Consider the following 26,198-nt stretch of genomic DNA (forward strand, 5'->3'; position numbering starts at 1 on the left):
ACCGGGGATGGGAACCTACACTGCATCCATGGCTTCCACCCCTTCCCAACCCGCCCGCGGGGCGCCCCGCTCCCTGACAGGCCTGCTTCCATTTTTGCGGCCGTACCGGGCCCGCATCGCGTTGTCGGTGGTGTTCCTGGTGCTCGCGGCCCTCGCCACCCTGGCGTTTCCACTGGCCTTGCGCAACCTGGTGGACGGCGGCCTTGTCAGCGCGGACAAGGGGGCCCAGACCATGGCGCTGCGCAACCATTTCGAGGCCCTGTTCGCCGTGGCCGTGGCGCTGGGGGTGTTCTCCGCCGCGCGCTTCTACATGGTGAGCTGGCTGGGCGAGCGCGTGACCGCGGACCTGCGCGACGCCGTGTACAGCCATGTGCTGCGCCAAAGCCCCCAGTTTTTTGAAACCACGCAGACCGGGGAAGTGCTGTCGCGCCTGACCGCCGACACGACGCTCGTCCAGACCGTGGTCGGTTCGTCCTTGTCCATGGGCCTGCGCAATGCCGTCATGGGCGTGGGCGCGCTGGCCATGCTGGTGTGGACCAATCCCTATGTCATGTCGGTCGTGCTGCTGGCCGTGGTGCTGGTGGTGCTGCCCACCATGTGGATCGGGCGCAGGGTGCGGCGCCTGTCGCGCGACAGCCAGGACCGGGTGGCGGACTCGAGCGCCATCGCGGCGGAAGTGCTCAACGCCGTGCCGGTGGTGCAGAGCTACGCGGCCGAGCCCCGCGAGTCCGCCCGCTTCATGCAGGCCACCGAAAATGCGTTCCAGGTCGCCATCAAGCGCACCCGTGCCCGGGCCCTTCTGGTGGCCTTCATCATCATTGCCAACGCCGCGCTGCTGCTGTGGGGCCTGTACCGCGGCACGGAGGCCGTGCTGGCGGGCAAGATGACTGCAGGCCATCTGGGGCAGACCGTGGTGTACGTGATCCTGCTGGCCGGCGCCGTGGCAGTGCTGGGCGAGGTCTACGGCGACCTGCTGCGCGCCGCGGGCGCCACGGAGCGGCTGATGGAGCTACTGGGGAGCCGCTCCCCCGTGGCGGACCCGGACGAGCCCCAGGAACTTCCGCTCTCCGAACGCGGCCTGGAGGTGGAGTTCGAGCAGGTGCAGTTCCACTACCCCTCGCGCCCCGATCAACCCGCCCTGCACGACTTTTCCCTGCGCCTGGCGCCCGGCGAAACGGTGGCGCTGGTGGGCGCCAGCGGCGCGGGCAAGACCACCGTGTTCCAGCTGCTGCAGCGCTTTTACGACGTGGACTCCGATGCCGACGGCGTCCCGCAGGGGCGCATCCGTCTCAATGGCGTGGATATCCGCACGCTGCGGCTCAAGGCCCTGCGCTCGCACACGGGCACCGTGCCACAGGACGCGGTGATTTTCTCGGCCTCCGCGATGGACAACATCCGCTACGGGCGCCCCGACGCGACGGACGAGGAGGTGGTGGCCGCCACGCGCGCCGCGTTCGCGCACGACTTCATCACCGCGCTGCCGCAAGGGTATGCCACCTTCCTGGGAGAGCGCGGCGTGCGCCTGTCAGGCGGCCAGCGCCAGCGCATTGCCATCGCCAGGGCCATGCTCAAGAACCCGCCACTGCTGCTGCTGGACGAGGCCACCAGCGCGCTGGACGCCGAGAGCGAGCGCATGGTCCAGGCGGCACTGGACACCGCCATGCAGCGCCACACAGGCCGTCGCACCACGCTGGTCATCGCCCACCGGCTGGCCACCGTGCAGAACGCGGACCGCATCGTGGTACTGGACCATGGGCGCATCGTCGAGCAGGGCACCCACACGGCCCTGCTGGCGCAAGGCGGCGTCTATGCCCGCCTGGCGGCATTGCAGTTCACGGTGTAGCACCGGGCGCCCCGGGGGCACGGGCGGAGCTTCACAGGCTTCGGGAAATCGCTATAAATACAATAGCTTATTGCGCTTGCGCATCAAGCGTTTGCGACCAAAATGGCCACAACATATTGGCGGCCAGGCAGCGCCGGGAAGGCTATTGAAGGGTTTCCTTGGACGCCGCGGGCAATGCCAGGGGCAGGACGGCAATGCCCTCCTCCAGCAACTCCAGGGCCTCGTCGGGGGTGGCCTGACCACGAATCGCACGCTCCTGCACCTCGCCATGGTGCATGCGGCGGGCTTCCTGGGCAAAACGCCCTCCCACATCCTCGGTGCTGGCGACGATCTTGCGAGCCAGTTCCAGCCAGGCGGCCTGCAGCGCGGGCGCAAGCACGCCGGCATCGGCCGGCGCCCCTCCGGCTCCGGGCACGGGAGACGGCGTTGTCACGGTGGGTGTGGCGACGGCTGGATCTCGCGCGCCCAGATTCAAGCGCGGAGCGCTCAGGCGCTTTTCAATGTGGGCGTCCGCGCACAGGGGGCATTGCACCAGCCCGCGCTGCTTCTGGCCCTGGAAATCATCCTCCGATCCGAACCAGCCTTCAAAGACATGGCCGAGCCGGCATTGGAGATCAAGCACCTTCATGGCAACACCTGAACGCGCCGGCCGTCACCCGTGGCGGCGCAGCAGGTACCGGTAGACAAAACCTGGAAAGGCCAGCGTGAGAAACAGCGTCCCGGTGATGGCATAGAACTCCCAGCCTTGCGGCGCGATCTGCCCTGCGCGGCGCTCCAGCAAGAGCGCGAGGCCGCCGACCAGGACATACAGCAGGAGGAGCTCAGCCAGCCGGCCTACGAGCGGCTTGCGCTGCCCGGCAACGGGCCCCACCACCAGCCAGCGGTGGTTCACAAACGGCAGGTTGGCGGCGATGAAGGCCGCCACGATGACCAGCCAGACGGACCCGGTAAGAGACACAGGAACGAACGAGAGCGGCGAGGCGCTCAGGTCGCCAGCGCGCGCACGACAGCGTCCGCGCACAGCGCCATCAGACCGCCGGGCAGAAGGCCCAGCACCAGAAGAAGTGCACCGTTGAGCGTCAGTACCACGCGCACGTCCACGGGCGCCGATACGTTCGAAGCCGTCAGCGGAGCGTCGAAGTACATGACCTTCACCACCCGCAGGTAGTAGAAGGCGCCAATCAGCGACATCATCACGGCGAACACCGCCATCGCGATGTACAGGCCCTGGCCGGAGGCCACCAGCGCCTGCAGCACCGCCAGCTTGGCGTAGAAACCCACCAGCGGGGGAATGCCGGCCATGGAGAACAGGCAGACCGCCATCACGCCCGCATACAGGGGGCTGCGCTGGTTCAGGCCCGCAAAGTCCGAGATTTCTTCGCTCTCGAAGCCCTCGCGCGCCAGCAGCAGGATCACGCCGAACGCGGCCAGCGTGGTGAGCACATAGGTCACCACATAGAACATGGAGGCGCTGTAGGCGTTCTCGACGGCCGTAGCATCCACATTGCCATTCACCACACCCGACATCAGGCCCAGCAGCACGAAGCCCATCTGCGAGATCGTGGAGTAGGCCAGCATGCGCTTGAGGTTGGTCTGCGCGATGGCGGCCAGGTTGCCCACGAGCAGCGAGCCGATGGCCAGCACCGCGAGCATCTGCTGCCAGTCGATGGCCAGGGGCAGCAGGCCGTCCACCAGCAGGCGGATCGTGATCGCGAAGGCTGCCAGCTTGGGCGCGCCACCGATCATGAGCGTGACGGCCGTGGGGGCACCCTGGTACACGTCGGGAATCCACATGTGGAACGGCACCACGCCCAGCTTGAAAGCCAGGCCAGCCACCACGAACACCAGGCCGAAGACCAGCACCTGATGGCGGATCTGGCCCGAATTGACCGCCTTGAACACCTGGCCGATGTCGAGCGAACCCGTGGCACCGTAGATCATGGACAGGCCGTACAGCAGGAAACCGCTGGCCATGGCGCCGAGCACGAAGTACTTCATCGCCGCTTCCGTCGCCGTGGCGTTGTCGCGGCGCAAGGCCACCAGGGCGTAGCTCGACAGGGTCAGGAGTTCCAGGCCCAGGTAGATCACCAGGAAGTTGTTGCCCGAGATCATGATGAACATGCCCAGCAGCGCAAACATCGACAGCGTGAACATCTCGCCGCCGCGCATCATGCCGCGGTCCGCCGCATAGGGACGGCCGTAGACCAGCGTGATCATCATCGCCACGGTGGCGAAGCACTTGAGCCAGTTGCCCATGGCGTCGCTGACCACCATGTTGCCAAAGCCGTAGAAGGTGTTGCCGCTGCTGGCGTACATGGCCTGCAATGCCGCCACCACGGCCAGCGTGAGCAGGGTCAGCACATAGGTGCCCGTGCGGCGTGCGCTGTGCACGCCCAGATCGACCAGCGCAATCACGCAGGCCATGGTCAATAGCACGATTTCGGGGTAAATCGCGAGCCAGCTGATGTTGTCAATCATCTCGAATCTCTCAGTTCAGTCTGGTCAGTTCAGCTTGGACAGCGCGACATGCTTGAGCAGTTCGGCCACCGAGGTGTCCATCACATCGGTGAAGGGGCGCGGGTACAAGCCCATGGCCAGCACGGCGATGCCCAGCAGTGCAAGCACCAGGAACTCGCGGCTGTCGATATCGGTGAGGCCCTTGACGTTGTCGTTGCCGACAGGTCCCAGGTACACCCGCTTGAACATCCACAGCGTGTAGGCGGCGCCAAAAATCAACGCCGTGGCGGCTGCCATGCCGATCCAGAAGTTGGCCTTGACGGCCCCCAGGATCACCATCCATTCGCCGACGAAACCGGCGGTGCCCGGAAGGCCGCAGTTGGCCATGGCGAACAGCAGCGCGAAGGCCGTGAAGTTGGGCATGGTGTTGACCACGCCGCCGTAGGCCGCGATTTCACGCGAGTGCACGCGGTCGTACAGCACGCCGATGGACAGGAACATGGCACCCGAGACGAAGCCGTGGGCAATCATCTGCACCAGGCCGCCGGAGACGCCCAGGTCGTTGAAGATGAAAAAACCCAGGGTCACGAAGCCCATGTGCGCCACCGACGAGTAGGCCACCAGCTTCTTCATGTCCTTCTGGACCATGGCCACCAGGCCCACATAGATCACCGCGATCAGCGACAGCGCGATCATCAGCCACGCCCATTCGCGCGAAGCGTCGGGAGCGATGGGCATCGAAAACCGCAGGAAACCGTAGGCGCCGAGCTTGAGCATGATGGCGGCCAGCACGGCCGAGCCGCCGGTGGGGGCTTCCACGTGCACATCGGGCAGCCAGGTATGCACTGGCCACATGGGCACCTTCACGGCGAAGGCCGCGAAGAAGGCGAAGAACAGCAGCGTCTGCGCGCGGCCGCTCAATGGCAGCTGGTGCCACGTCGCGATGTCGAAGCTGCCACCCGACTGGTTGTACAGGAAGATCAGCGCGATCAGCATCAGCAGCGAGCCAAGCAGCGTGTACAGGAAGAACTTGAACGCCGCGTAGATCTTGTTGGGGCCGCCCCAGATCCCGATGATCAGGTACATGGGGATCAGCGTGGCTTCGAAGAACACGTAGAACAGCATGCCGTCCAGCGCCGTGAACACTCCGACCATGAGGCCTGACAGGATCAGGAACGCGCCCATGTACTGGTTCACGCGCTCGGTGATGGATTCCCAGGAAGCCACCACCACGATGACGGTGATGAAAGCCGTCAGCGGCACGAACCAGAACGAAATGCCATCCACGCCCAGGTGGTAGTGGACATTGAAGCGCTCGATCCAGGCGGCCTTCTCGACAAACTGCATCGCCGCCGTGCCCAGCTTGAAGCCATCGTACAGGGGCAAAGTCACCAGGAAGCCGATCACGGCCCCGACCAGCGCCAGCCACCGCACCGCGCGGGCATGCTCATCCCGCCCAATGGCCAGCAGCAGCACACCGAAGGCAATCGGTGTCCAGATTGCAAGACTCAACAGACCCATTTGTTGTTTTCCTTATTTGATGAGCTGCAAGAAAGCATCGCCCCAGACAAACCAGGTCATCAATGCGAAGACACCCAGAATCATCACCAGCGCATAGTGGAAGATGAAGCCCGACTGCATCCAGCGGACGATGCCGGAAACCCCGCGCACCAGCTTCCAGGAGCCATTCACGAGGGCCCCGTCGATGATGGCCTGATCGCCACCCTTCCACAGGCCGACGCCCAGGGCACGCGCGCCGCGGGCCAGGATGTTCTCGTTGATCCAGTCGAGGTAGTACTTGTTTTCCAGCAGCATGTACAGGGGCTGCACGCGGGCCTTGATGCCGGCCGGCAGCGCGGGGTTGATCATGTACATGTAGTACGAAGCAACCACGCCAGCGAGCGCCAGCCAGAACGGCGCGGTCTGCAGTCCGTGCACCGCCATGGCCACCGGACCGTGGAAAATTTCAGCCAGTTTCGCCATGGCCGGATGCTTGACCGCATCGACAAAGATCACGTTCTTAAAGAAGTCGCCGAACAGCATGGGCTGGATGAACATGAAACCCACCACCACCGACGGAATGGCCAGCAGCACCAGAGGCACGGTCACCACCCAGGGCGATTCGTGGGGCTCGTGATGGTGATCGTCATGGCCATGGTGGTCATCATGGTGCGCATCAGGATTCTGGTCGTAACGCTCCTTGCCATGGAAAACCAGGAAGTACATGCGGAACGAATAGAACGCCGTGATGAATACACCCGCCAGCACGGCGAAGTGCGCAAAACCGGCCGCAGGCAGATGACTGAAATGGACCGCCTCGATGATGCTGTCCTTGGAATAGAAGCCCGCGAACAGCGGGGTGCCGATCAGCGCGAGCGAACCCAGCAGCGAGGTGATCCAGGTGATGGGCATGTACTTGCGCACGCCGCCCATCCAGCGGATGTCCTGGTTGTGGTGCATGCCCATGATGACCGAGCCGGCACCGAGGAACAGCAGCGCCTTGAAGAACGCGTGGGTCATCAGGTGGAACACGGCGACCGAATAGGCCGACGCACCCAGCGCCACGGTCATGTACCCGAGCTGCGACAGCGTGGAGTAGGCCACCACGCGCTTGATGTCGTTCTGGATGATGCCCAGGAAACCCATGAACAGCGCCGTGATGGCCCCGATCACCAGGATGAAGTTCAGGGCGGTATCCGACAGCTCGAACAGGGGCGACATGCGCGCCACCATGAAGATGCCGGCCGTCACCATGGTGGCCGCGTGGATCAGTGCCGAGATGGGGGTCGGGCCTTCCATCGAGTCGGGCAGCCAGACGTGCAGCGGGAACTGGGCGGACTTGCCCATCGCACCGATGAACAGGCAGATGCAGATCACGGTGATCAGCATCCAGTCGGTGCCGGGGAAAGCCAGGCCGCCGAGCTCACCCGACTTGGCAAACACTTCGCCGTAGTTCAGCGTGCCTGCGTAGGCCGCGATGAGGCCGATGCCCAGGATGAAGCCGAAGTCCCCCACGCGGTTGACCAGGAAGGCCTTCATGTTGGCGAAGATCGCGCTGGGCTTGTTGAACCAGAAACCGATCAGCAGGTAGGACACCAGGCCCACGGCTTCCCAGCCGAAGAACAGCTGCAGCAGGTTGTTGCTCATGACCAGCATGAGCATGGAGAACGTGAACAGGGAGATGTACGCGAAGAAGCGGTTGTAGCCGTCGTCCTCTTCCATGTAGCCGATCGTGTAGATGTGCACCATCAGCGACACGAAGGTCACCACCACCATCATCATGGCCGTGAGGCTGTCGATCAGGAAGCCGACTTCCATCTTGAGGCCGCCGACCACCATCCAGGTGTACAGCGTTTCGTTGAAACGGGCGCCATCCAGCGCAACACTCTTGAGCGTCATGGCCGACAGGACGAAGGCCACGAGCACGCCCAGGATGGTCAGGGTGTGGCTCAGGCGGCGGCCAATCCAGTTACCACCAAAGGTCGTACCGAAGATGCCGGCCAGCAAGGCGCCCGCCAGCGGAGCCAGCGGCACGGCCAGGAGCGTTGAAGCAGAGAGGGTTTGACTCATTCTTGAGAACCTTGGGAATACAGGTGGCTCATCAACCCTTGAGGGTGTTGAGGTCTTCCGCGTTGATGCTGGACTTGTTGCGGAACAGCAGCACCAGGATGGCCAGGCCGATCGCCGATTCGGCCGCTGCCACGGTCAGGATGAAGAACACAAACACCTGTCCATGCATGTCGCCCAGGTAGTGGGAGAACGCCACGAAGTTCATGTTGACCGCCAGCAGCATCAACTCGATCGCCATCAGCAGCACGATCAGGTTCTTGCGATTGAGGAAGATGCCGATCACGGCCAGCGCGAACAGCATCGCGCCCAGCGAGAGAAAGTGGCCCAATGTCAGCGTCATGCTTTTTTCTCCTCGGCGACAGCCTCTGCAGGCGCTGGCGCCTCAGCCTTCTGGGTGGCGGCAACCTTGACCACTTCGAGGCGGTCGCTGGCGCGCACGCGGATCTGTACGGACGGATTGATCGCCTTGCTGTCCTTGCGCTGGCGCAGCGTCAGGGCAATGGCGGCAATCATCGCCACAAGCAGGATCACGGCCGCGATTTCCACGGGATAGAGATACTCGGTGTAGAGCAGCTTGCCCAGCGCCTTGGTGTTGGAATATTGGACGACCTGGCCCGCCGCATTCACCGCTGTGGCGACAGCCTTCGGCTCATCCATGCCCCGGAAGCCACCCATCAGCACCGCGGCCATTTCGAGCGCGATCAGTGCGCCCACCGTGGCGGCCAGGGGAAAGTGCTTCCAGAACCCCTTGCGCACCGTGTCGATGTGGATGTCCAGCATCATCACGACGAAAAGGAAAAGCACCATCACCGCGCCCAGGTACACCAGCACGAGTGCAATAGCCAGGAACTCGGCCTTGAGCAGCAACCAGACGGCGGCGGCCTGCGAGAACGCGAGGATGAGGTAGAGCACCGCATGCACGGGATTGCGCGCGGTGATCACCCGGAAGGCTGCGAACAGCAGCACGACCGAGAAGAGGTAGAAGAAACCTGTCTTGGCGTCCATGAATCGGGTCTTTATAGAAAGTCTGGCAAAGAGGCTGAACCCAGCACCGCTCAGCGGTACTTGGCGTCCGCAGCCTTGGCTGCCGCGATTTCACCTTCGTACCGGTCGCCCACGGCCAGGAGCATGTCCTTCGTGAAATACAGATCGCCACGCTTTTCGCCGTGGTACTCGAAAATGTGCGTCTCGACGATCGAGTCCACCGGGCAGCTTTCTTCGCAGAAGCCGCAGAAAATGCACTTGGTCAGGTCGATGTCGTAGCGCGTGGTGCGGCGGGAGCCATCGTCGCGCACGTCCGACTCAATGGTGATGGCCATGGCGGGGCACACGGCCTCGCACAGCTTGCAGGCGATGCAGCGCTCTTCGCCATTCTCATAACGGCGCAAGGCGTGCAGGCCACGAAAACGTGGCGACAAGGGGGTCTTCTCTTCAGGGAACTGCACGGTCACCTTGCGGCGAAAGGCGTAGCGCCCCGTGAGGGCCATGCCCTTGAGCAGTTCCACGAGCATGAAGCTCTTGAAGAAATCCTTGAACGAGAAAGGTGCAGCAGCAGCAACAGCAGTCATTTGTGTCCCCGCTTATTTCCAGATATTCCAAGGCGAGAGCAACCACCCGCCGACGATCAGCAGCCACACCAGGGTGACCGGAATGAAGATCTTCCAACCCAGACGCATGATCTGGTCATAACGGAAACGGGGGAATGTCGCCCGGATCCAGATGAACATGGACACCACGAGGAATGTCTTGATCCCGAGCCAGATCCAGCCAGGAATGAACGAGAGGAAATCCACCGGAGGCAGCCAGCCGCCCAGGAACATGAGGGCGGCCAGGATGGACACCAGCCACATGCTCGCGTATTCCGCCAGGAAGAAGATCGCGAAACCCATGCCGGAGTACTCCACCATGTGGCCCGCCACGATTTCGGCTTCGCCTTCCACCACGTCGAACGGATGGCGGTTCGTCTCAGCCACACCCGAGATCAGGTAGACCAGGAAGATGGGCAGCAATGGCAACCAGTTCCAGGACAGGAAGCCCAGGCCCATGTTGGAGGCCATGCCGCGGGACTGGGACATCACGATCTCGGTCAGGTTCATGCTGCCCGAAACCATGATCACCACCAGGAAGCAAAAACCCATGGCGATTTCGTAGCTCACCATCTGCGCGGACGCCCGCAGTGCGCCCAGGAAGGCGTACTTGGAGTTCGATGCCCAGCCGGCAATGATCACGCCGTACACCTCGATGGAGGTGATAGCCATCACCAGCAGCAGGCCGGCGTTGACATTGGCCAATGCCACGTCCGGGCCGAACGGAATCGCCACCCAGGCAGCGAGCGCGGGCATGATCGCCATGACCGGCCCCAGCACGAAGAGCCCTTTGCTGGCGGCGGTAGGCTGGATGATTTCCTTGGTCAGCAGCTTCAAGGCATCCGCGATGGGTTGCAGCAACCCGAGCGGGCCGACCCGGTTGGGGCCATGGCGCACCTGCATGAAGCCCAGGAGCTTGCGCTCCCACAGCGTGAGATAGGCCACCGCCCCCATCAGGGGCGCCAGAATGCAGACGATCTTGAGCAGGATCCAGAGCACCGGCCAGACCACGCCGGTCCACCAGCCAAAGGAAAGCAGGTTCAGGCCCGCGTTGTAGATCGCGTCGATCATGCTGCCACTCCTTCGCGTGCCAAGCGCGCGTCGGCGGTCAGCTGCAGCGACGTGGAACGGCGCACCAGGCCGTCCAGTTGATAGATCGAGGCCACCACGGGCTCGCCCACCACTGCGGTGGCGACAGGGACAGCAGTGCTCACGGCATTCGACAATTGAGCGGCCGGGACCTGCGCGAAGGTGCCAGCAGGCACATTCGTGGCGCGGGCCAGCACATCCTGCGACGTCTCGAAATCAAAACCCGGCACGCCCAGCAGATTGGCCAGCACGCGCAGCACCTTCCAGGCCGGACGGGTATCGCCCAGAGGACGCACCACGGCATGGAAACCCTGCAGGCGGCCTTCCGCATTGATGAAGCTGCCCGAGGTTTCCGTGAACGGCGCCACCGGCAGCAGCACATCACTGAACTCCATATTGGCCTTGAACGGACTCAAGGTCACCACCATCTCCGCCCCTCCCAGGGCCGTGGCGGCCTGCAGGCCGGCTGCAGAGTCATGGACAGGCTCGGTATTGAGCAGCAAGGCCGCCTTCAGTCCACCCGCCAGCATCTGGCCTGCATTCAGGCCTCCGTTCACGGGATGGGCGCCGGCGAATTGCGCGCCCACGGTGTTGGCGGCTTCCGTCAGGTAGCCGACGGTTGCCCCGGTTTGTTCACCAATCCAGTTGGCAAGCGCCAGCAACTGGGCTGCCTGGGCATGGTGCGCTGCGGCATTGCCCAGTAGTACGGCCTTGCGTTCGCCGCCCAGCAATGAGCGGGCGATGACCAGGGAAGCTTCGGTGGGATCACCGGAACCTTCGGGTGCGGCCGTGCCCTTTTCCTGTGCCACGGCAGCGGCGATGGTGCCCAGCGCCTGCAGCCACTGACCGGCGCCTTGCAGCAGGGAGTGCTTCACGGGCATGGCCCAATCGGCCAGGGCCGAGTCGACCACGCTGACCTGGCAGCCATGGCGCGCAGCCTGGCGAATGCGCTGCGCGAACAGCGGATGGTCCTTGCGCAGGTTGGAGCCCACCACCAGCACGCGCTGCAGCGTGGACAGCGAGGCGATGGACGTGCCGAGCCAGCGGATGCCTTCGGGCGCCGCGAATTCGGCGTTGCGCAGGCGGTAGTCGATGTTGTCGCTGCCCAGACCACGCACCAGGGCGGAGGCCAGGTACAGCTCTTCGAGCGTGCTGTGCGGGCTCACCAGAGCGCCGATGCTGTGGGCACCATGGTCGTTCTTGATGTTCTTCAAGCCGTTGGCCACGTATTCGAGCGCGGTCTGCCAGTCGACGGTCTTCCAGACACCGCCCTGCTTGAGCATGGGCTGGGTCAGCCGCTCGTCGCTGTTGAGCGATTCGTACGAGAAGCGGTCACGGTCGGCGATCCAGCATTCGTTGACGGCTTCGTTCTCGAACGGAACGACACGCATCACCTTGTGGTTCTTGACCTGCACGATGAGGTTGGCACCGGTGGAGTCGTGCGGGCTGACGGAGCGGCGGCGCGACAGTTCCCAGGTGCGGGCGCTGTAGCGGAACGGCTTGCTCGTGAGCGCGCCCACGGGGCAGATGTCGATCATGTTGCCCGACAGCTCGGAGTCCACGGTATCGCCCGCCACGGTGGTGATCTCGGAGTGCTCGCCGCGGTGGATCATGCCGAGTTCCATCACGCCGGCCACTTCCTGGCCGAAGCGCACGCAGCGGGTGCAGTGGATGCAGCGGCTCATCTCCTCCATGGAGATCAGCGGGCCCACATCCTTGTGGAAGACCACGCGCTTTTCTTCCTCGTAGCGCGAGGAGGAACCGCCGTAGCCCACGGCCAGATCCTGCAGCTGGCACTCGCCGCCCTGGTCGCAGATGGGGCAATCCAGCGGGTGGTTGATCAGCAGGAATTCCATGACCGACTGCTGGGCCTTGATGGCCTTGTCGCTCTTGGTGCGCACGATCATGCCCTGCGTGACCGGCGTGGCGCAGGCGGGCATGGGCTTGGGGGCCTTCTCCACGTCCACCAGGCACATGCGGCAATTGGCGGCGATGGAGAGCTTCTTGTGATAGCAGAAATGGGGAATGTAGGTGCCGGCCTTTTCGGCTGCATGCATCACCATGCAGCCTTCGGCGACTTCTACCTTCTGCCCGTCGAGTTCGATTTCAACCATATGCGTTTCTCGCGATCAGGCGGAGGCGGAAGCCTGCGGGGTCTTCTCTTGGCGGATCAGCGCTTCGAATTCCGGACGGAAGTGCTTGATCATGGCGCGCACCGGCATGGCCGCTGCGTCACCCAGTGCGCAAATGGTGCGGCCCTGGATGTTGTCCGCCACCGAATTGAGCAGGTTCAGGTCGCCATCGCGCCCCTGGCCATGCTGGATCCGGTCAATCACGCGCCACATCCAGCCCGTGCCTTCGCGGCACGGCGTGCACTGGCCGCAGGACTCGTGCGAGTAAAAATAGGACAGGCGCAGCAGGCTCTCGACCATGCTGCGGGAGTCGTCCATCACGATGACCGCGCCCGAGCCCAGCATGGAGCCGGCCTTGGCGATGGAGTCGTAGTCCATCGTGCATTCCATGATGATGGACGCTGGCAGCACCGGTGCGGACGAGCCGCCGGGAATCACGGCCTTGAGCTGGCGGCCCTTGCGCACGCCACCAGCGAGTTCGAGCAGCTTGGCGAACGGCGTACCCAGGGGCACTTCGTAGTTGCCGGGCTTTTCCACGTCGCCGGAGACCGAGAAGATCTTGGTGCCGCCGTTGTTGGGCTTGCCGCATTCAAGATAGGCAGCACCGCCGTTGCGGATGATCCACGGCACGGCCGCGAAGGTCTCGGTGTTGTTGATCGTCGTGGGCTTGCCGTACAGGCCGAAGCTGGCCGGGAACGGCGGCTTGAAGCGGGGCTGGCCCTTCTTGCCTTCCAGCGATTCGAGCAGCGCGGTCTCTTCGCCGCAGATATAGGCGCCGAAGCCGTGCGCGGCATGCAGCTGGAAGCTGAAGTTGCTGCCCAGGATCTTGTCGCCCAGGTAGCCTGCGGCGCGTGCCTCTTCCAGCGCTTCTTCAAAACGGTCGTAGGTCTGGAAGATTTCGCCGTGGATGTAGTTATAGCCCACGGAGATGCCCATCGCGTAAGCCGCGATGATCATGCCCTCGATGACGATGTGCGGGTTGAACTGCAGGATGTCGCGGTCCTTGCAGGTGCCCGGCTCGCCTTCGTCGGAGTTGCACACCAGGTACTTCTGGCCCGGGAACGAGCGGGGCATGAAGCTCCACTTGAGGCCGGTGGGGAAGCCCGCGCCGCCACGGCCGCGCAGGCCCGATTCCTTGACGGTGGCGATCACCTGGTCCTGGGTGAGGCCTTCGCCTTCGCCCTGCGCCAGGATCTTGCGCAGCGCGGCGTAGCCGCCACGCGCTTCGTAGTCCTTGAGGCTCCAGTTCGTGCCGTCCAGGCCCGCATAGATCTGCGGGTTGATGTGGCGGTCGTGGAAGCAGGTCTGGACGCCGGTGGCCTGGAACTGCGAGAGGATCTGTGCGGCGGTGGTCATGCTTGTCCTTCCGCAGCGCGCAGGCCATCCACAAGCTGGTCAAGCTTGTCGTTGTCCATGAAACTGCACATGGTGCGGTCGTTGACCAGCATCACGGGCGCATCGGCACAGGCACCCAGGCATTCGCACTGCTGCAGCGTGAACAGGCCGTCGGAAGTGGTCTCGCCCATGGCCACGCCGAGCTTCTTCTCGAGGTGGTGCAGCGCCTTCTGGCCGTCGCGCAGCTGGCAAGGCAGGTTGGTGCAGACGTTGAGCTTGTACTTGCCCGTCGGCTGCTGGTTGTACATGTTGTAGAACGTGGTGACTTCGTGCACCGCGATCTGGGCCATGCCGAGGTACTCGGCGATCACGGCCTCGCTCTCGACACTGACCCAGCCCTGCTCCTGCTGCACGATGGACAGGCAGGCCATCACGGCCGACTGCTTCTGCTCGGGAGGGTACTTGGCGACTTCGCGCGCAAAACGGCCAAGCGTCGTCTCGGTGATGGCGGTGGCGCCAGCGGTCTGGTTCTTCGATTCGGTCGTACTCATCGGTCAATCTCTCCGAACACGATATCCATGGTGCCGATGATGGCCACGGCGTCGGCGATCATGTGGCCGCGCGCCATTTCATCGAGAGTGGCCAGGTGCGCAAAGCCGGGCGCACGGATCTTCAGGCGGTAGGGCTTGTTGGCGCCGTCGCTGACCAGGTAGATGCCGAACTCGCCCTTGGGATGCTCGACAGCGGCGTAGGCCTCGCCTTCTGGCACGTGGAAACCTTCGGTGAAGAGCTTGAAATGGTGGATCAGCTCCTCCATGTTCGACTTCATGGATTCACGATCGGGCGCAGCCACCTTGTGGTTGTCGGTAATGACAGGACCCGGATTGGCGCGCAGCCAGTTCACGCACTGCTTGATGATGCGGTTGGACTCGCGCATCTCCTGCACGCGCACGAGGTAGCGGTCGTAGCAATCACCCGTCTTGCCGACTGGCACGTCGAAGTCCATGCGATCGTAGACGTCGTAGGGCTGCGTCTTGCGCAGGTCCCAGGCAATGCCGGAGCCACGAAGCATGGGGCCGGTCATGCCCAGGTTCAGTGCACGCTCGGGGGGCACCACGCCGATGCCCACGGTGCGCTGCTTCCAGATGCGGTTGTCAGTGAGCAGGGTTTCGTACTCGTCCACACAGGCGGGGAAGCGCTGCGTGAAGTCGTCGATGAAGTCGAGCATCGAACCTTGGCGGTTCTTGTTCATAGCCTCCAGGGCCTTGGCGTTCTTGATCTTGCTGACCTTGTACTGCGGCATGGAATCCGGCAGATCGCGGTACACGCCGCCCGGACGAAAGTACGCCGCGTGCATGCGCGCGCCGGAGACGGCTTCGTACATGTCGAACAGATCTTCGCGCTCGCGGAAGGTATAGATCAGGATGGTGGAGCTGCCGCAGTCGTTGCCGTGCGAGCCCAGCCACATCAGGTGATTCAGCAGACGCGTGATCTCGGAGAACATCACACGGATGTACTGGGCGCGGATAGGCACTTCCAGGCCCAGCAGCTTTTCGATGGCCAGGCAGTAGGCGTGCTCGTTGCACATCATGGACACGTAGTCCAGGCGGTCCATGTAGGGCAGCGACTGGATGTAGGTCTTGTGCTCGGCCAGCTTTTCGGTGGCGCGGTGCAGCAGGCCGATGTGCGGGTCGGCACGCTGGACGACTTCGCCGTCGAGCTCGAGCACCAGGCGCAACACGCCGTGCGCTGCAGGGTGCTGCGGTCCGAAGTTCAGGGAGTAGTTCTTGATTTCAGCCATGGTGGGTCACGTGGGGCGCGGAGCGCCTTAGTGCAGGCCTCCGTACTTGTCTTCGCGGATGATGCGCGGCGTGATCTCGCGCGGCTCGATCGACACCGGCTCGTAGACCACCCGGCGCTGCTCTGCGTCGTAGCGCATCTCGACGTGGCCGGACAGCGGGAAGTCCTTGCGGAAGGGGTGGCCGATGAAGCCGTAGTCGGTCAGGATGCGGCGCAGGTCGTTGTGGCCGTCGAACACGATGCCAAAAAGGTCGAACGCCTCGCGCTCGTACCAGTTGGCCGAGTTCCAGAGATCGGAGACCGAAGCCACCACAGGGAAATCGTCATCCGCGCAGAACACCTTCACGCGCAGACGCTGGTTCAGGCTCACGGACAGCAGGTGCGACACGACACAATAGCGGGCTCCCTCGTTCACTGCGTCTGCATAGGCGGAATAGTCCACGCCGCACAGATCGATCAGCTGTTCGAAACGGCAGCCCTCCGCATCACGCAGGACGCGCATGGCATCGAGGTAGTCGGCGGCGGCAACGACCACCGTGACCTCATCCACGGCCACCGTGATCTGGCGCACTTTCGCGCCCAACGCCGCGGCAATGTTGTCTTTGAGGTTTTCGGGCCGAATGGCAACAGCAGTCATCATCAACCCTTCAGACGCGAGCAATGGTGTTGGTGCGGCGGATCTTCTGCTGCAGCTGGATGATCCCGTAGATCAGCGCTTCGGCAGTGGGCGGGCAGCCGGGCACGTACACGTCCACGGGCACGATACGGTCGCAGCCGCGCACCACGGAATAGCTGTAGTGGTAGTAGCCGCCGCCGTTGGCGCACGAACCCATCGACAGCACCCAGCGGGGCTCCGACATCTGGTCGTACACCTTGCGCAGGGCGGGCGCCATCTTGTTGCACAGCGTGCCGGCCACGATCATCAGATCGGACTGGCGGGGGCTGGCACGAAACACCTCCGCACCGAAGCGGCCGATGTCATAGCGCGCGGCGGCGGCATGCATCATCTCTACCGCACAGCACGCCAGGCCAAAAGTCATGGGCCACAGAGAGCCCGTCTTGGCCCAATTCACCACGGAGTCATAGCTCGTGGTGATGAAGCCTTCCTTCATCACGCCTTCAATCATTGCATCATCCTTGTTGAGGCCCGCTCATTCCCAATCCAGGGCACCCTTTTTCCACTCGTAGGCAAAGCCCACGACCAGGATGGCCAGGAAAATCACGACGGCCACGAAGCCGGCGATACCCACCTCATGCAGCGTCACCGCCCATGGGAAGAGAAATGCGATTTCGAGATCGAAAAGAATGAAGAGAATGGCCACGAGGTAGTAGCGCACGTCAAACTTCATGCGCGCATCCTCGAAGGCTTCAAAGCCACATTCGTAGGGGGAGTTCTTCGCGGCATCCGGGCGGTTGGGGCCCAGTATGTAGCCGAGGACAAGGGGGACAACGCCGACGGCGATGCCGACCAAGATGAACAAAAGGACGGGGAGGTACTGATCGAGGTTCATCTTGAGGATGTGCTCACCGCTGTGGCCTTGCCCGTCAGGACCCGAGCCGGGTCATGCAGGCAGGCCTTTGTTTTGGTGCCGTCGGCGAGACTCGAACTCGCACAGCTTTCGCCACTACCCCCTCAAGATAGCGTGTCTACCAATTTCACCACGACGGCTGTTTTTTGCATCTGGATGGCATGAGGAACCTTGCGGTTTTGGCTTTCCAGACAATCCAGAATTCTACTCCGGAAAAACCCTGCTTCGGCTTACGAAGCCCAATTTAGTGCAGATTATTTGGTGGGGATCTGCGCGGCGCCTGAAGCGGGCACCGCAGGAGCCACAACAGCATCCGAAGCCGAGGCCGCAGGAGCACCCGCGGGCACTGCAGCAGCCGGGCTTTCCAGCACGCTGCCCGAACTAGCGGGACGAGCATTGCCAAAGTAGGCCAACGCCAGCGTTGCGACAAAAAACACCGCAGCCAGGACTGCCGTGGTGCGCGACAGAAAATTGGCACTGCCGCTGGCGCCGAACAGGCTTCCGGAACTGCCGCTGCCAAATGCCGCCCCCATGTCCGCACCCTTGCCATGCTGGACAAGGATCAGGCCAATCATCCCCAGGGCCGTCAGCATCTGCACCGCCAAAACCACATTCACGATCACGTTCATTCTCTGTTCACTCCTGATTGAATAGCTGGAAGGGCCGCCTCAACGGGCAGCCGCAATAATTTGCAGGAAATCGGGCGCCTTCAGCGATGCCCCCCCGACGAGGCCGCCATCGATGTCAGGCTGCGCAAGCAATTGCGCCGCATTGACGGCATTCATGCTGCCACCGTACAGCAGGCGGATGCGGTCGGCGTGCTCGCTGGCCGCAGACAGCTGCGCACGCAGCACCGCGTGCACGGCCTGCGCCTGTTCGGGCGTGGCCGTGCGGCCCGTGCCGATCGCCCAGACCGGTTCGTATGCCACCACCACTTCGCTGATGCAATGGCCATTGAGATGGATCACCGCCGCCAGCTGACGCTTGACCACGGCCTCGGTCTGGCCGGCCTCGCGCTCCTGCAGGGTCTCGCCGACACAGACAATGGGCGTGATGCCCGCGGCCAGTGCCCGCTGCGCCTTCTCGGCAACGGCGACATCGGTTTCCCCATGGTACTGGCGGCGCTCCGAGTGCCCCACCAGCGCATAGCGCACGCCAAATTCCTTCAGCATGGCAGCCGAGACCTCACCGGTGTACGCCCCTGCATCGTGCTGCGACACATCCTGGGCGGCAATCGCCACCACGGATCCGAACGCGACGGACTGCGCCTGCGCCAGATACAGAGCAGGCACGGCGACAGCGACGTCGCAGGCCGCGCCCTCAAGGCCGGCAATGATGCCTTTCAACAGGGCATCGTTGGCAGCCAGGCTGCCGTTCATCTTCCAGTTGCCTGCGATGAGTTTTTTCTTGCTGTTCATGGTCACCACGTCAAAACAATCTTGCCGATGTGCTGGTTCGACTCCATCAGGGCATGGGCCTTGGCGGCATCCGCCGCGGCAAACGTGCTGTGGATGACGGGACGCACCCTCCCCTGCGCCAGCAAGGGCCACACATGCTCGCGCAACGCGCGGGCGATGGCACCCTTGAATGCCACGGGACGCGGGCGCAGGGTGGAGCCCGTGATGGTGAGCCGGCGCCGCAGCACCAGGCCCGCATTGAAGTCACTCTTGACACCACCCTGCACCGCGATGATGACGATGCGCCCGTCTTCGGCCACGCACTCCACCTCGCGCGCCACATAGTCGCCAGCGACCATGTCCAGCACCACGTCCACGCCCTTGGCCTGCGTGATGCGCTTTGCTTCCGCCACGAAGTCCTGCGTCTTGTAGTTGATGGCATGGTGGGCCCCCAACTGCAGACAGGCCGCGCACTTGTCGTCGCTGCCCGCCGTGGCAATGACGGTCGCTCCGAACGCCCGCGCCAGCTGTATGGCAGTCACGCCAATGCCGCTGGTGCCCCCCTGGACCAGCAGGCTTTCGCCCGCCTGCAGACGCCCCCGGTCGAAGACGTTGCTCCACACGGTAAAGAACGTTTCCGGCAACGATGCCGCCTCGACGTCGCTCAAGCCCTCGGGCACGGGCAGGCACTGCGCGACAGGTGCCACGCACCACTGCGCATACCCCCCGCCCGCCACCAAGGCACAGACGCGGTCGCCCACGCCAATGCCCGCCTGCGCCATGGCCGCAGGATCACCCGACTCCACCACGCCCGCGACCTCCAGGCCCGGCAGGTCCGAGGTGCCGGGCGGCGGAGCATAGTGCCCCAGTCGCTGCAGCACGTCAGGACGGTTGATGCCGCTGGCGGCAACACGGATCAGCAACTCGCCGGCGCCCGGCTCCGGCATGGGGCGTTCCCCCAGCTGCAACACCTCCGGCCCACCAAAGGATGTGATCTCGACAGCACGCATGTTGCGATTCCTTGGACAGTTGGTTGGTTTGTTTGAGTGATTTTGATTGCCAGCGCCCTTTTCACAAGCGCCAGCAGCTACAAAATCAATAGCAAATCACCAACTCAGCCCACGATCTGCCCGGAACCGTTGTCCGAAGGCAGGGATTGCTGTTGTTGTTGCTGCTCCGCCGGCTGGCGGCCGCCGTCGCGCCCCTGGTCACGGCGAGGCTCACGGTCACCGCGCTCCGCGGGAGCAGGACGATCGCTGCCACCCGCCGGGCGGTCGGCCAGCACCTTCATCGACAGTTTGATGCGGCCCTTCTCATCGGTCTCCATGACCTTGACCTTCACGATCTGGCCTTCGGTCAGGTAGTCGGACACCTTCTCGACACGCTCATGGGCGATCTGGCTGATGTGCAGCAGGCCATCCTTGCCGGGCAGCAGGTTGATCAGCGCGCCGAAGTCCAGGATCTTGGTCACGGGACCTTCGTAGATCTTGCCGATCTCGACCTCGGCCGTGATCTGCTCGATGCGCTTCTTGGCTTCGTCCGCCTTGGCAGCGTCGGTGGCCGCGATGGTGATGGTGCCGTCTTCCTCGATGTTGATCTGGCAGCCCGTTTCCTCGGTCAACGCACGGATCACGGCGCCGCCCTTGCCGATCACGTCGCGGATCTTCTCGGGGTTGATCTTCATGGTGTAGAGCTTGGGCGCGAAGGTGGACACCTCGGTCTTGGCTTCGCCCATGGCTTCCTGCATCTTGCCCAGGATGTGCATGCGTGCTTCCTTGGCCTGCGCCAGGGCGACCTGCATGATCTCCTTGGTGATGCCCTGGATCTTGATGTCCATCTGCAGCGCGGTGATGCCGCCGGTGGTACCCGCCACCTTGAAGTCCATGTCGCCCAGGTGATCCTCATCACCCAGGATGTCGGTCAGCACGGCGAAGCGGTTGGCATCCTTGATCAGGCCCATGGCGATACCCGCCACGTGGGCCTTCATGGGCACGCCGGCGTCCATCATGGACAGGCAGCCGCCGCAGACCGAAGCCATGGACGAAGAGCCATTGGATTCGGTGATTTCCGACACCACTCGCATGGTGTAGGGAAATTCTTCCTTGGTGGGCAGCACAGCCACCAGGGCACGCTTGGCCAGGCGGCCGTGGCCGATTTCGCGGCGCTTGGTCGAACCCATGCGACCCACTTCGCCCGTGGCGAAGGGAGGCATGTTGTAGTGCATCATGAAACGGTCTTCGTACTCGCCAGCCAGGGCGTCGATGCGCTGCGCATCGCGCTCGGTACCCAGCGTGGTCACGACCAGCGCCTGGGTTTCGCCACGCGTGAACAGCGACGAGCCATGGGCGCGCGGCAGCACGCTGCTGCGGATTTCGATGGGGCGCACGGTGCGTGTATCACGGCCATCGATACGGGGCTCGCCGGCCAGGATCTGGCTGCGCACGATGCCCGCCTCGATGTCGAACAGCATGCCTTCGACCTTCACGGCATCGAACTCGACGCCATCGGCCTTCAGCGCGGCCATCACGGCAGCGTAGGACTCGCGGCAGGCCTGGGTGCGGGCCTGCTTGTTGCGGATCTGGTAGGCGGCGCGCAGCTTGTCGTCGGCCAGCGCAACCACCTTGGCGATCAGGGCTTCGTCCTTGGCGGGCGCTTCCCACTGCCACACGGGCTTGCCAGCATCGCGCACCAGTTCATGAATGGCGTTGATGGCCACATTGCCTTGCTCATGGCCAAACACCACGGCGCCGAGCATGATTTCTTCGGACAGTTGCTGGGCTTCGGATTCGACCATCAGCACGGCGGCTTCGGTGCCGGCCACGACCAGATCCATCTGCGAGCTCTTGCGCGCCGTCTGGCCGGGGTTGAGCACGTATTCGCCATTGATGTAGCCCACGCGTGCGGCGCCGATGGGGCCGTTGAACGGGATACCGGAGATGGCCAGCGCCGCACTGGTGGCGATGAGGGCAGCGATGTCAGCATCCACTTCGGGATTCAGCGACACCGTGTGGATCACCACATGCACTTCGTTGAAGAAACCTTCGGGGAACAGCGGGCGGATCGGGCGGTCGATCAGGCGGCTGGTCAGCGTTTCGTGCTCGCTGGGCTTCGCTTCGCGCTTGAAGAAGCTGCCGGGGATCTTGCCGGCGGCGTAGGTCTTCTCGATGTAATCCACCGTCAGGGGGAAGAAGTCCTGGCCGGGCTTGGCGCCCTTGGATGCCACCACGGTGGCCAGCACCACGGTGTCATCAATGTTCACCAACACGGCGCCAGAGGCTTGGCGTGCGATTTCGCCGGTTTCCATGACGACGGTCTTGTCGCCCCATTGGAAGGTCTTGGTGACTTTGTTAAAAATGCTCATGTTCAGCTCCTTTTTTAATAGCTGGTAGCGCTCTACCAGACTGCGGCGGAGAGCAATTCAGAACACGATGCCATTCCAGTGGACCTGCCTGCTGCACTGCGGCGGCAACCCCATTGGAATGACACAGCTTCGCTCTGTTTTGCGGCTCCGAAGTAAAAAACGCCTGAGCTAGCGGACTAACCCAGGCGTTTTCGCATGCAATGAAGATTACTTGCGCAGACCCAGCTTGGCGATCAGCGCGGTGTAACGGTCAGCGTCCTTGGCCTTCAGGTAGTCCAGCAGCTTGCGGCGGCGGCTCACCATGCGCAGCAGGCCGCGGCGACCGTGGTGGTCCTTGGCGTGCGTCTTGAAGTGAGGGGTCAGTTCGTTGATGCGGGCCGTCAACAGGGCCACTTGCACTTCTGGACTGCCAGTGTCGTTGGCAGCACGGGCATTGGCCTTGACGACTTCGGCCTTGATGGAGGATGCGATCATAGTTTTCCTTGAATGTGGCCCGCAACGGATTGCCGGACCGTGATTTTTACTTGCGCCAGCAGCTGGAACGGCCGCAGGCGTGCGTCTTGCACCATGCAAAACTTGTCGATTATAACCCCCATGTGGAATTCTTGCCCCGCCCAGGTTCCCACCCCACACCTGAAAGCCCCCTCATGACGCAACTTGACGCCTTCCTTTCACACACCACAGTCCGCCATGCCTTGCTGGCCACAGGCGTCGCTTTGGTCCTGATCACAAGCCCTGGCTACGCACTGGCCAAGCGCTCTGCCAGTGACACCGCCACCACCGCCAACACCTCTTCCAAGAAGAAAAGCGTTAGCAAAGTCACCTATCAGCGCAGCAGCTCCGAAGAGACACCCGCCCAGCGTGATCGCCGGATGTACCGGGAATGCAAAGGCATGCACAACGCGGGGGCTTGCCGGGGGTATACGAAATAGGGAGAAGGAGCGCTCGGTGCGCACCAGCAGCACCGTTCATCTCTGCCTGCCAGCCACTCGTCAGACTTGGCTCCTGGCATCCATGAGACACGCCTAGCATCGGCCCATATGCAGGCACCGCAATATCAATTCAGCACGCTCAGTGCGCACCAAGGCTGTCGACAACCACCGCTCGCCCTCCGGGGATTCACCGTCATCGAGTTGATGGTGGTGGTTGCCATTCTGTCCATTCTCATCGCTCTGGCGGCGCCCAGTTTCACGCCGTTGGTCGAACGTTGGCGCGTCCGACAAGCGGTAGAGGGTTTGCAATCCTCGCTGTATTACGCGCGCTCTGAAGCTATCAAGCGCGGGGGCAAAGTTTCCATACGCAAGGAGCCCACGGGGACCAACGGCTGCATCTTGGCTGCGAACAACGACGAATGGGACTGTGGCTGGGTCGTCTTCACCGACACCGACAGCGATGGCATCCAGGACCCAGGCGAAGAAATCCTACAGAGCTTCACCATGCCCCCCAATGTGACAGTCTCTCGCACCAGCGGGGGCGCCAGCATTCAATTCGACCGGTGGGGCCGGGTCACCGGACCCTTCATTGGATTCAGCTTGGTTCCATTGCATAAAACGCTTTCGGACTCTGCTGCACGAGGCCTGTGCATGAGTTCGGGCGGACGCATCAGGGTCATCACAGATCTCCCTTGCACTTCCGGCTGAACGACATGCAATCCCCATTCATCCACCGCCAACACGGCATCACCCTGATCGAGTCCCTGGTGGCCATTGTTGTTGCCGCACTGGGCATTCTGGGAATACTGGGTGTTCAGATGCGCACGCTAACCGACACATCGACTACCGTGCGCCGTGCACAGGCTGTCAGGCTGATAGAGGACTTAGGCGAGCGCCTCAAAGTCAATCCCAATGCCCTGGGCAATATCAACAATTATGCGGTGGGCTGGCGTTCGGGCGCGGCCCCTACCGCCCAAGCATCCAAGCTCTGCGATACCGGCGCCTGCACCCATGCCGAGTTCGCAGCCTACGACGTGCGCGAATGGAAACGTGCTGTAGAGCGCGCCTTGCCTTTGGGCAATGCCAGCATCTTTTTTGCCCCAGGAGACAACACCGCCGGTAGCCGTCGCCAGTTGGGCGTTTTGATCAGTTGGCGCGAAAACGAGCGCGACGCCAGCAGTGCATACAAGGACAGCCTGAGCACCACATCCACAGCCCTTGGTGGCGACGGTACCGCTGCGACAACATGTCCGACAGACTTCACCTGTCACTTGCAATATATCCCCGTCAGCAGCCGTTGCGCGCCGTACTTTGCAGATACGGCAGTCCAGTATTTCTGCCCAGGCCCCAAGTCCTGACGGAGGCCCATTCATGTGTACTCCATCATTTGCAAGCATGCCCAAAACAAAACACGTGCACCCGAGGCATTCCGTTCAGCGCGGCGTCACCTTGATCGAATTGCTGGTGGGCATTGTCATCGGCCTACTCACCGTCGCTGTGGCAATGGGTGCCCTCATGGTTTCGCGCGATATCTCAGGCACCGTCACGGATGCAAGCGATATTCAGCAGCAAGCATCCTATGCTTTTCGTGTCATGGGTCAGCAGCTTCGTCAAGCGGGCTCCCTCAAACTCAAATTATCGGCAGCCAAGGTAGAAGGCGACACCACGCCTACCTTAGTGGGAGACCGTGTAGCCTTTGAAACCGATTTCGTGGCAACCTCAGAAGATGGCAGCGTATTCACCCTTGCTACCGACACCCTGAGCGGAAAGGACTCGCCCGGTGCGACAGAATACAAACTCACAACTGGCTATCGCAACTATAAAGAACTTGTTTACCACCCCAAGGACCCTCTCAAGCCGAGCGAATCCCTGCAGCGCAATTGCTTGGCAGAAAACGGCACCGACGCGTTGATACAAAGCCGCTTTGTATTGAAGAACAACGAACTGCACTGCGCCGGCACAGGCAATTCGCAACCCCTTGTACGCAATGTCGCCAACTTTCAGGTCCGCTATCTCATGCAAAGCAGTGCGGGAACAGGCAACCCGCAGATGCGCTACGTCGATGCCACCACCGTGGGCGCTACAGGCTGGCCTCAGGTCTTTGGCGTGGAGGTGTGCCTAGTGCTCTATGGCAGCGAATCCCTCGACCTACCCACGAACAGCACCTACACCGACTGCGACGGTACGACTGCCGTCAACATGACCTCCCTCGCCGCCCCCCGCAACCGGCGCATGCACACAGTGTTCCGTAACGTATACCAACTGCGCAGCCAAGGGCTGTCAGGCTGATCCACACACCACACAACCACGTTCATGCAACGCATGCCCCCCCCCTCTTTTCGACAATCTCAGCGACACCAGCGTGGCATCTCGCTGTTCATCGTCATCGTCTTTGTCATGCTCTCCATGCTGTTGGCGTTATGGGCCTCGCGCACGTCGATATTCAACGAAATGGTGGTAGGCAACGATGCCGACTATCAGCGCGCGTTTGAAGCCGCCCAGGCCTTGTTACTCGACGCAGAGTTGGACATTCGCGGTGAAAAGGCCGATGGCAGCGACTGCCGCATACCCACCGCCACGGCGTGCCGCAATGGCAATTCTACCCAAGCACAAATTCCGTTGGAAGCCAAGGAGACCGCAGCCCTTTTGGCAAAACTGGAAGGAATCACCTCAGGCCCGCGCTGTATTGATGCCCTCTGCCTCAAGCGCCCTGGTAGACAGGATTTTTGGAACAACACCGGTAGCACCCCCGACCTCACTACCCCTGGCGAAGACGTGTCGCTGGAACAAATGATGGTTAGTACCAATGCCAACCGTATAGGTGCACGCTACGGCCAATACTCCGGTGCCAACGTTGGCAGCGCTAGCAACCCCATCCTGCAAATAGGCAACAAAGGCGCGGATACCACCAGGAACAATGAAGGTGGCTGGTATTGGATTGAAGTGCTGCCCTACGACAGTGATGCCGACAAATCACGCCTGATTGCTGATGGCCTCAACAACTTGGCTCTCAACCTGCAACCCAGCGTTGTGTACCGAATTACTGCAGTAGCGCACGGACGCAAACTCAGAAACGAGGGCGGTGTAGATGTGCCCGTTACCCGCGTGGTGCTGCAGCAAACCTATGCTCGTCAAAAACTCGTGGACTGAATTACTATCAAATCAAG

Annotated in this window: 27 protein-coding genes and 1 tRNA gene; 6 read left to right on the forward strand and 22 right to left on the reverse strand. The window is 62.7% G+C overall.

Annotated features, from left to right (window positions below; genetic code table 11):
- Positions 1-28: 28 nt before the first annotated feature.
- A complete protein-coding gene (locus tag AC1RVY_RS16760) occupies positions 29-1,843 on the forward strand; it encodes an ABC transporter transmembrane domain-containing protein (protein ID WP_492807278.1) in 1,815 nt (604 codons plus the stop codon).
- 142 nt (positions 1,844-1,985) lie between these two features.
- Here the strand turns inward: AC1RVY_RS16760 and AC1RVY_RS16765 are convergent, their stop codons facing one another.
- From AC1RVY_RS16765 to rpsO, 22 genes are all read right to left on the reverse strand, one after another.
- Complete coding sequence (locus tag AC1RVY_RS16765; protein WP_218340164.1) at positions 1,986-2,471, reverse strand: DUF1178 family protein; 486 nt, start codon at positions 2,469-2,471, stop codon at positions 1,986-1,988.
- Positions 2,472-2,495: 24 nt separating this feature from the next.
- On the reverse strand, positions 2,496-2,801 hold the full coding sequence (locus AC1RVY_RS16770; protein WP_218340163.1) for a DUF2818 family protein: 306 nt from the start codon (positions 2,799-2,801) through the stop codon (positions 2,496-2,498).
- Positions 2,802-2,827: 26 nt separating this feature from the next.
- Positions 2,828-4,321 (reverse strand): NADH-quinone oxidoreductase subunit NuoN, encoded by a 1,494-nt coding sequence (gene nuoN / locus AC1RVY_RS16775; protein ID WP_218295506.1) that lies wholly within the window; start codon positions 4,319-4,321, stop codon positions 2,828-2,830.
- Positions 4,322-4,345: 24 nt separating this feature from the next.
- Positions 4,346-5,821, reverse strand: a complete 1,476-nt coding sequence (locus AC1RVY_RS16780; RefSeq protein WP_492253606.1) for an NADH-quinone oxidoreductase subunit M — start codon at positions 5,819-5,821, stop codon at positions 4,346-4,348.
- A gap of 12 nt (positions 5,822-5,833) precedes the next feature.
- A complete protein-coding gene (gene nuoL, locus AC1RVY_RS16785) occupies positions 5,834-7,870 on the reverse strand; it encodes an NADH-quinone oxidoreductase subunit L (protein WP_492807280.1) in 2,037 nt (678 codons plus the stop codon).
- A 31-nt stretch (positions 7,871-7,901) separates the two neighbouring features.
- Positions 7,902-8,210 (reverse strand): NADH-quinone oxidoreductase subunit NuoK, encoded by a 309-nt coding sequence (gene nuoK / locus AC1RVY_RS16790; RefSeq protein ID WP_005793248.1) that lies wholly within the window; start codon positions 8,208-8,210, stop codon positions 7,902-7,904.
- Positions 8,207-8,875, reverse strand: coding sequence for an NADH-quinone oxidoreductase subunit J (locus AC1RVY_RS16795; RefSeq protein WP_218295509.1), 669 nt, complete (start codon positions 8,873-8,875; stop codon positions 8,207-8,209). The genes nuoK and AC1RVY_RS16795 overlap by 4 nt, the downstream gene beginning before the upstream one ends.
- 50 nt (positions 8,876-8,925) lie before the next feature.
- Positions 8,926-9,438 (reverse strand): NADH-quinone oxidoreductase subunit NuoI, encoded by a 513-nt coding sequence (gene nuoI, locus AC1RVY_RS16800; protein ID WP_218295510.1) that lies wholly within the window; start codon positions 9,436-9,438, stop codon positions 8,926-8,928.
- Between the two features lie 12 nt (positions 9,439-9,450).
- On the reverse strand, positions 9,451-10,527 hold the full coding sequence (gene nuoH, locus AC1RVY_RS16805) for an NADH-quinone oxidoreductase subunit NuoH (RefSeq protein ID WP_218295511.1): 1,077 nt from the start codon (positions 10,525-10,527) through the stop codon (positions 9,451-9,453).
- Positions 10,524-12,659, reverse strand: a complete 2,136-nt coding sequence (gene nuoG, locus AC1RVY_RS16810) for an NADH-quinone oxidoreductase subunit NuoG (protein WP_492807281.1) — start codon at positions 12,657-12,659, stop codon at positions 10,524-10,526. The genes nuoH and nuoG overlap by 4 nt, the downstream gene beginning before the upstream one ends.
- A gap of 15 nt (positions 12,660-12,674) precedes the next feature.
- Positions 12,675-14,033 carry an NADH-quinone oxidoreductase subunit NuoF gene (gene nuoF, locus AC1RVY_RS16815; RefSeq protein ID WP_218340158.1) on the reverse strand — a complete coding sequence of 453 codons (1,359 nt, stop codon included), beginning with the start codon at positions 14,031-14,033 and terminating at the stop codon, positions 12,675-12,677.
- Positions 14,030-14,563 carry an NADH-quinone oxidoreductase subunit NuoE gene (gene nuoE, locus AC1RVY_RS16820; RefSeq protein ID WP_492807283.1) on the reverse strand — a complete coding sequence of 178 codons (534 nt, stop codon included), beginning with the start codon at positions 14,561-14,563 and terminating at the stop codon, positions 14,030-14,032. The genes nuoF and nuoE overlap by 4 nt, the downstream gene beginning before the upstream one ends.
- Positions 14,560-15,813, reverse strand: a complete 1,254-nt coding sequence (locus AC1RVY_RS16825) for an NADH-quinone oxidoreductase subunit D (protein ID WP_492807285.1) — start codon at positions 15,811-15,813, stop codon at positions 14,560-14,562. The genes nuoE and AC1RVY_RS16825 overlap by 4 nt, the downstream gene beginning before the upstream one ends.
- 27 nt (positions 15,814-15,840) lie before the next feature.
- Positions 15,841-16,449: an NADH-quinone oxidoreductase subunit C gene (locus tag AC1RVY_RS16830; protein WP_492807286.1), complete on the reverse strand. Its 609-nt coding sequence runs from the start codon at positions 16,447-16,449 to the stop codon at positions 15,841-15,843.
- Positions 16,450-16,459: 10 nt separating this feature from the next.
- Positions 16,460-16,939: a NuoB/complex I 20 kDa subunit family protein gene (locus AC1RVY_RS16835; RefSeq protein ID WP_007849129.1), complete on the reverse strand. Its 480-nt coding sequence runs from the start codon at positions 16,937-16,939 to the stop codon at positions 16,460-16,462.
- Positions 16,940-16,963: 24 nt separating this feature from the next.
- Complete coding sequence (locus AC1RVY_RS16840) at positions 16,964-17,323, reverse strand: NADH-quinone oxidoreductase subunit A (RefSeq protein ID WP_055393226.1); 360 nt, start codon at positions 17,321-17,323, stop codon at positions 16,964-16,966.
- A gap of 73 nt (positions 17,324-17,396) precedes the next feature.
- A tRNA-Leu gene (locus AC1RVY_RS16845) sits at positions 17,397-17,481 on the reverse strand.
- Between the two features lie 114 nt (positions 17,482-17,595).
- Positions 17,596-17,970, reverse strand: coding sequence for a preprotein translocase subunit SecG (gene secG / locus AC1RVY_RS16850; RefSeq protein ID WP_218295517.1), 375 nt, complete (start codon positions 17,968-17,970; stop codon positions 17,596-17,598).
- A gap of 39 nt (positions 17,971-18,009) precedes the next feature.
- Positions 18,010-18,759: a triose-phosphate isomerase gene (gene tpiA, locus AC1RVY_RS16855; RefSeq protein WP_492807289.1), complete on the reverse strand. Its 750-nt coding sequence runs from the start codon at positions 18,757-18,759 to the stop codon at positions 18,010-18,012.
- 2 nt (positions 18,760-18,761) lie between these two features.
- Positions 18,762-19,748 (reverse strand): NAD(P)H-quinone oxidoreductase, encoded by a 987-nt coding sequence (locus AC1RVY_RS16860; protein WP_492807290.1) that lies wholly within the window; start codon positions 19,746-19,748, stop codon positions 18,762-18,764.
- A gap of 104 nt (positions 19,749-19,852) precedes the next feature.
- Positions 19,853-22,099: a polyribonucleotide nucleotidyltransferase gene (gene pnp, locus AC1RVY_RS16865; protein WP_218295520.1), complete on the reverse strand. Its 2,247-nt coding sequence runs from the start codon at positions 22,097-22,099 to the stop codon at positions 19,853-19,855.
- Between the two features lie 207 nt (positions 22,100-22,306).
- Positions 22,307-22,573 carry a 30S ribosomal protein S15 gene (gene rpsO / locus AC1RVY_RS16870; protein WP_005793232.1) on the reverse strand — a complete coding sequence of 89 codons (267 nt, stop codon included), beginning with the start codon at positions 22,571-22,573 and terminating at the stop codon, positions 22,307-22,309.
- A gap of 173 nt (positions 22,574-22,746) precedes the next feature.
- On the opposite strand from rpsO, the gene AC1RVY_RS16875 reads away from it, so the two are divergent.
- The 5 genes from AC1RVY_RS16875 (at position 22,747) to AC1RVY_RS16895 (ending at position 26,181) form a co-directional block, all read left to right on the forward strand.
- Entirely contained in the window at positions 22,747-23,031 is a 285-nt protein-coding gene (locus AC1RVY_RS16875; RefSeq protein WP_492807293.1) for a hypothetical protein, read from the forward strand.
- 108 nt (positions 23,032-23,139) lie between these two features.
- The gene (locus AC1RVY_RS16880; protein WP_492807295.1) at positions 23,140-23,739 is read left to right on the forward strand and encodes a GspH/FimT family pseudopilin; all 600 of its coding nucleotides are present in this window, start codon (positions 23,140-23,142) and stop codon (positions 23,737-23,739) included.
- 5 nt (positions 23,740-23,744) lie between these two features.
- Complete coding sequence (gene pilV / locus AC1RVY_RS16885; RefSeq protein WP_492807296.1) at positions 23,745-24,389, forward strand: type IV pilus modification protein PilV; 645 nt, start codon at positions 23,745-23,747, stop codon at positions 24,387-24,389.
- Positions 24,390-24,402: 13 nt separating this feature from the next.
- Positions 24,403-25,320: a PilW family protein gene (locus tag AC1RVY_RS16890; RefSeq protein ID WP_492807297.1), complete on the forward strand. Its 918-nt coding sequence runs from the start codon at positions 24,403-24,405 to the stop codon at positions 25,318-25,320.
- 24 nt (positions 25,321-25,344) lie between these two features.
- Positions 25,345-26,181, forward strand: coding sequence for a pilus assembly PilX family protein (locus AC1RVY_RS16895; protein ID WP_492807299.1), 837 nt, complete (start codon positions 25,345-25,347; stop codon positions 26,179-26,181).
- Positions 26,182-26,198 lie beyond the last annotated feature (17 nt).

This window comes from Acidovorax sp. GW821-FHT11A03, assembly GCF_058809075.1.

Bases quoted from the DNA above. Each gene is read 5' to 3' on its own strand.
- AC1RVY_RS16895 (WP_492807299.1), top strand. From the start codon at position 25,345: ATGCAACGCATGCCCCCCCCCTCTTTTCGACAATCTCAGCGACACCAG.
- nuoN (WP_218295506.1), bottom strand. From the start codon at position 4,321: ATGATTGACAACATCAGCTGGCTCGCGATTTACCCCGAAATCGTGCTA.
- AC1RVY_RS16880 (WP_492807295.1), top strand. From the start codon at position 23,140: ATGCAGGCACCGCAATATCAATTCAGCACGCTCAGTGCGCACCAAGGC.
- AC1RVY_RS16765 (WP_218340164.1), bottom strand. From the start codon at position 2,471: ATGAAGGTGCTTGATCTCCAATGCCGGCTCGGCCATGTCTTTGAAGGC.
- AC1RVY_RS16860 (WP_492807290.1), bottom strand. From the start codon at position 19,748: ATGCGTGCTGTCGAGATCACATCCTTTGGTGGGCCGGAGGTGTTGCAG.
- AC1RVY_RS16780 (WP_492253606.1), bottom strand. From the start codon at position 5,821: ATGGGTCTGTTGAGTCTTGCAATCTGGACACCGATTGCCTTCGGTGTG.
- nuoK (WP_005793248.1), bottom strand. From the start codon at position 8,210: ATGACGCTGACATTGGGCCACTTTCTCTCGCTGGGCGCGATGCTGTTC.
- tpiA (WP_492807289.1), bottom strand. From the start codon at position 18,759: ATGAACAGCAAGAAAAAACTCATCGCAGGCAACTGGAAGATGAACGGC.
- pnp (WP_218295520.1), bottom strand. From the start codon at position 22,099: ATGAGCATTTTTAACAAAGTCACCAAGACCTTCCAATGGGGCGACAAG.
- pilV (WP_492807296.1), top strand. From the start codon at position 23,745: ATGCAATCCCCATTCATCCACCGCCAACACGGCATCACCCTGATCGAG.
- nuoG (WP_492807281.1), bottom strand. From the start codon at position 12,659: ATGGTTGAAATCGAACTCGACGGGCAGAAGGTAGAAGTCGCCGAAGGC.
- AC1RVY_RS16760 (WP_492807278.1), top strand. From the start codon at position 29: ATGGCTTCCACCCCTTCCCAACCCGCCCGCGGGGCGCCCCGCTCCCTG.
- nuoL (WP_492807280.1), bottom strand. From the start codon at position 7,870: ATGAGTCAAACCCTCTCTGCTTCAACGCTCCTGGCCGTGCCGCTGGCT.
- AC1RVY_RS16795 (WP_218295509.1), bottom strand. From the start codon at position 8,875: ATGGACGCCAAGACAGGTTTCTTCTACCTCTTCTCGGTCGTGCTGCTG.
- nuoE (WP_492807283.1), bottom strand. From the start codon at position 14,563: ATGAGTACGACCGAATCGAAGAACCAGACCGCTGGCGCCACCGCCATC.
- AC1RVY_RS16875 (WP_492807293.1), top strand. From the start codon at position 22,747: ATGACGCAACTTGACGCCTTCCTTTCACACACCACAGTCCGCCATGCC.
- nuoI (WP_218295510.1), bottom strand. From the start codon at position 9,438: ATGACTGCTGTTGCTGCTGCTGCACCTTTCTCGTTCAAGGATTTCTTC.
- nuoH (WP_218295511.1), bottom strand. From the start codon at position 10,527: ATGATCGACGCGATCTACAACGCGGGCCTGAACCTGCTTTCCTTTGGC.
- AC1RVY_RS16825 (WP_492807285.1), bottom strand. From the start codon at position 15,813: ATGGCTGAAATCAAGAACTACTCCCTGAACTTCGGACCGCAGCACCCT.
- AC1RVY_RS16835 (WP_007849129.1), bottom strand. From the start codon at position 16,939: ATGATTGAAGGCGTGATGAAGGAAGGCTTCATCACCACGAGCTATGAC.
- AC1RVY_RS16840 (WP_055393226.1), bottom strand. From the start codon at position 17,323: ATGAACCTCGATCAGTACCTCCCCGTCCTTTTGTTCATCTTGGTCGGC.
- AC1RVY_RS16890 (WP_492807297.1), top strand. From the start codon at position 24,403: ATGTGTACTCCATCATTTGCAAGCATGCCCAAAACAAAACACGTGCAC.
- nuoF (WP_218340158.1), bottom strand. From the start codon at position 14,033: ATGACCACCGCCGCACAGATCCTCTCGCAGTTCCAGGCCACCGGCGTC.
- rpsO (WP_005793232.1), bottom strand. From the start codon at position 22,573: ATGATCGCATCCTCCATCAAGGCCGAAGTCGTCAAGGCCAATGCCCGT.
- AC1RVY_RS16830 (WP_492807286.1), bottom strand. From the start codon at position 16,449: ATGACTGCTGTTGCCATTCGGCCCGAAAACCTCAAAGACAACATTGCC.
- secG (WP_218295517.1), bottom strand. From the start codon at position 17,970: ATGAACGTGATCGTGAATGTGGTTTTGGCGGTGCAGATGCTGACGGCC.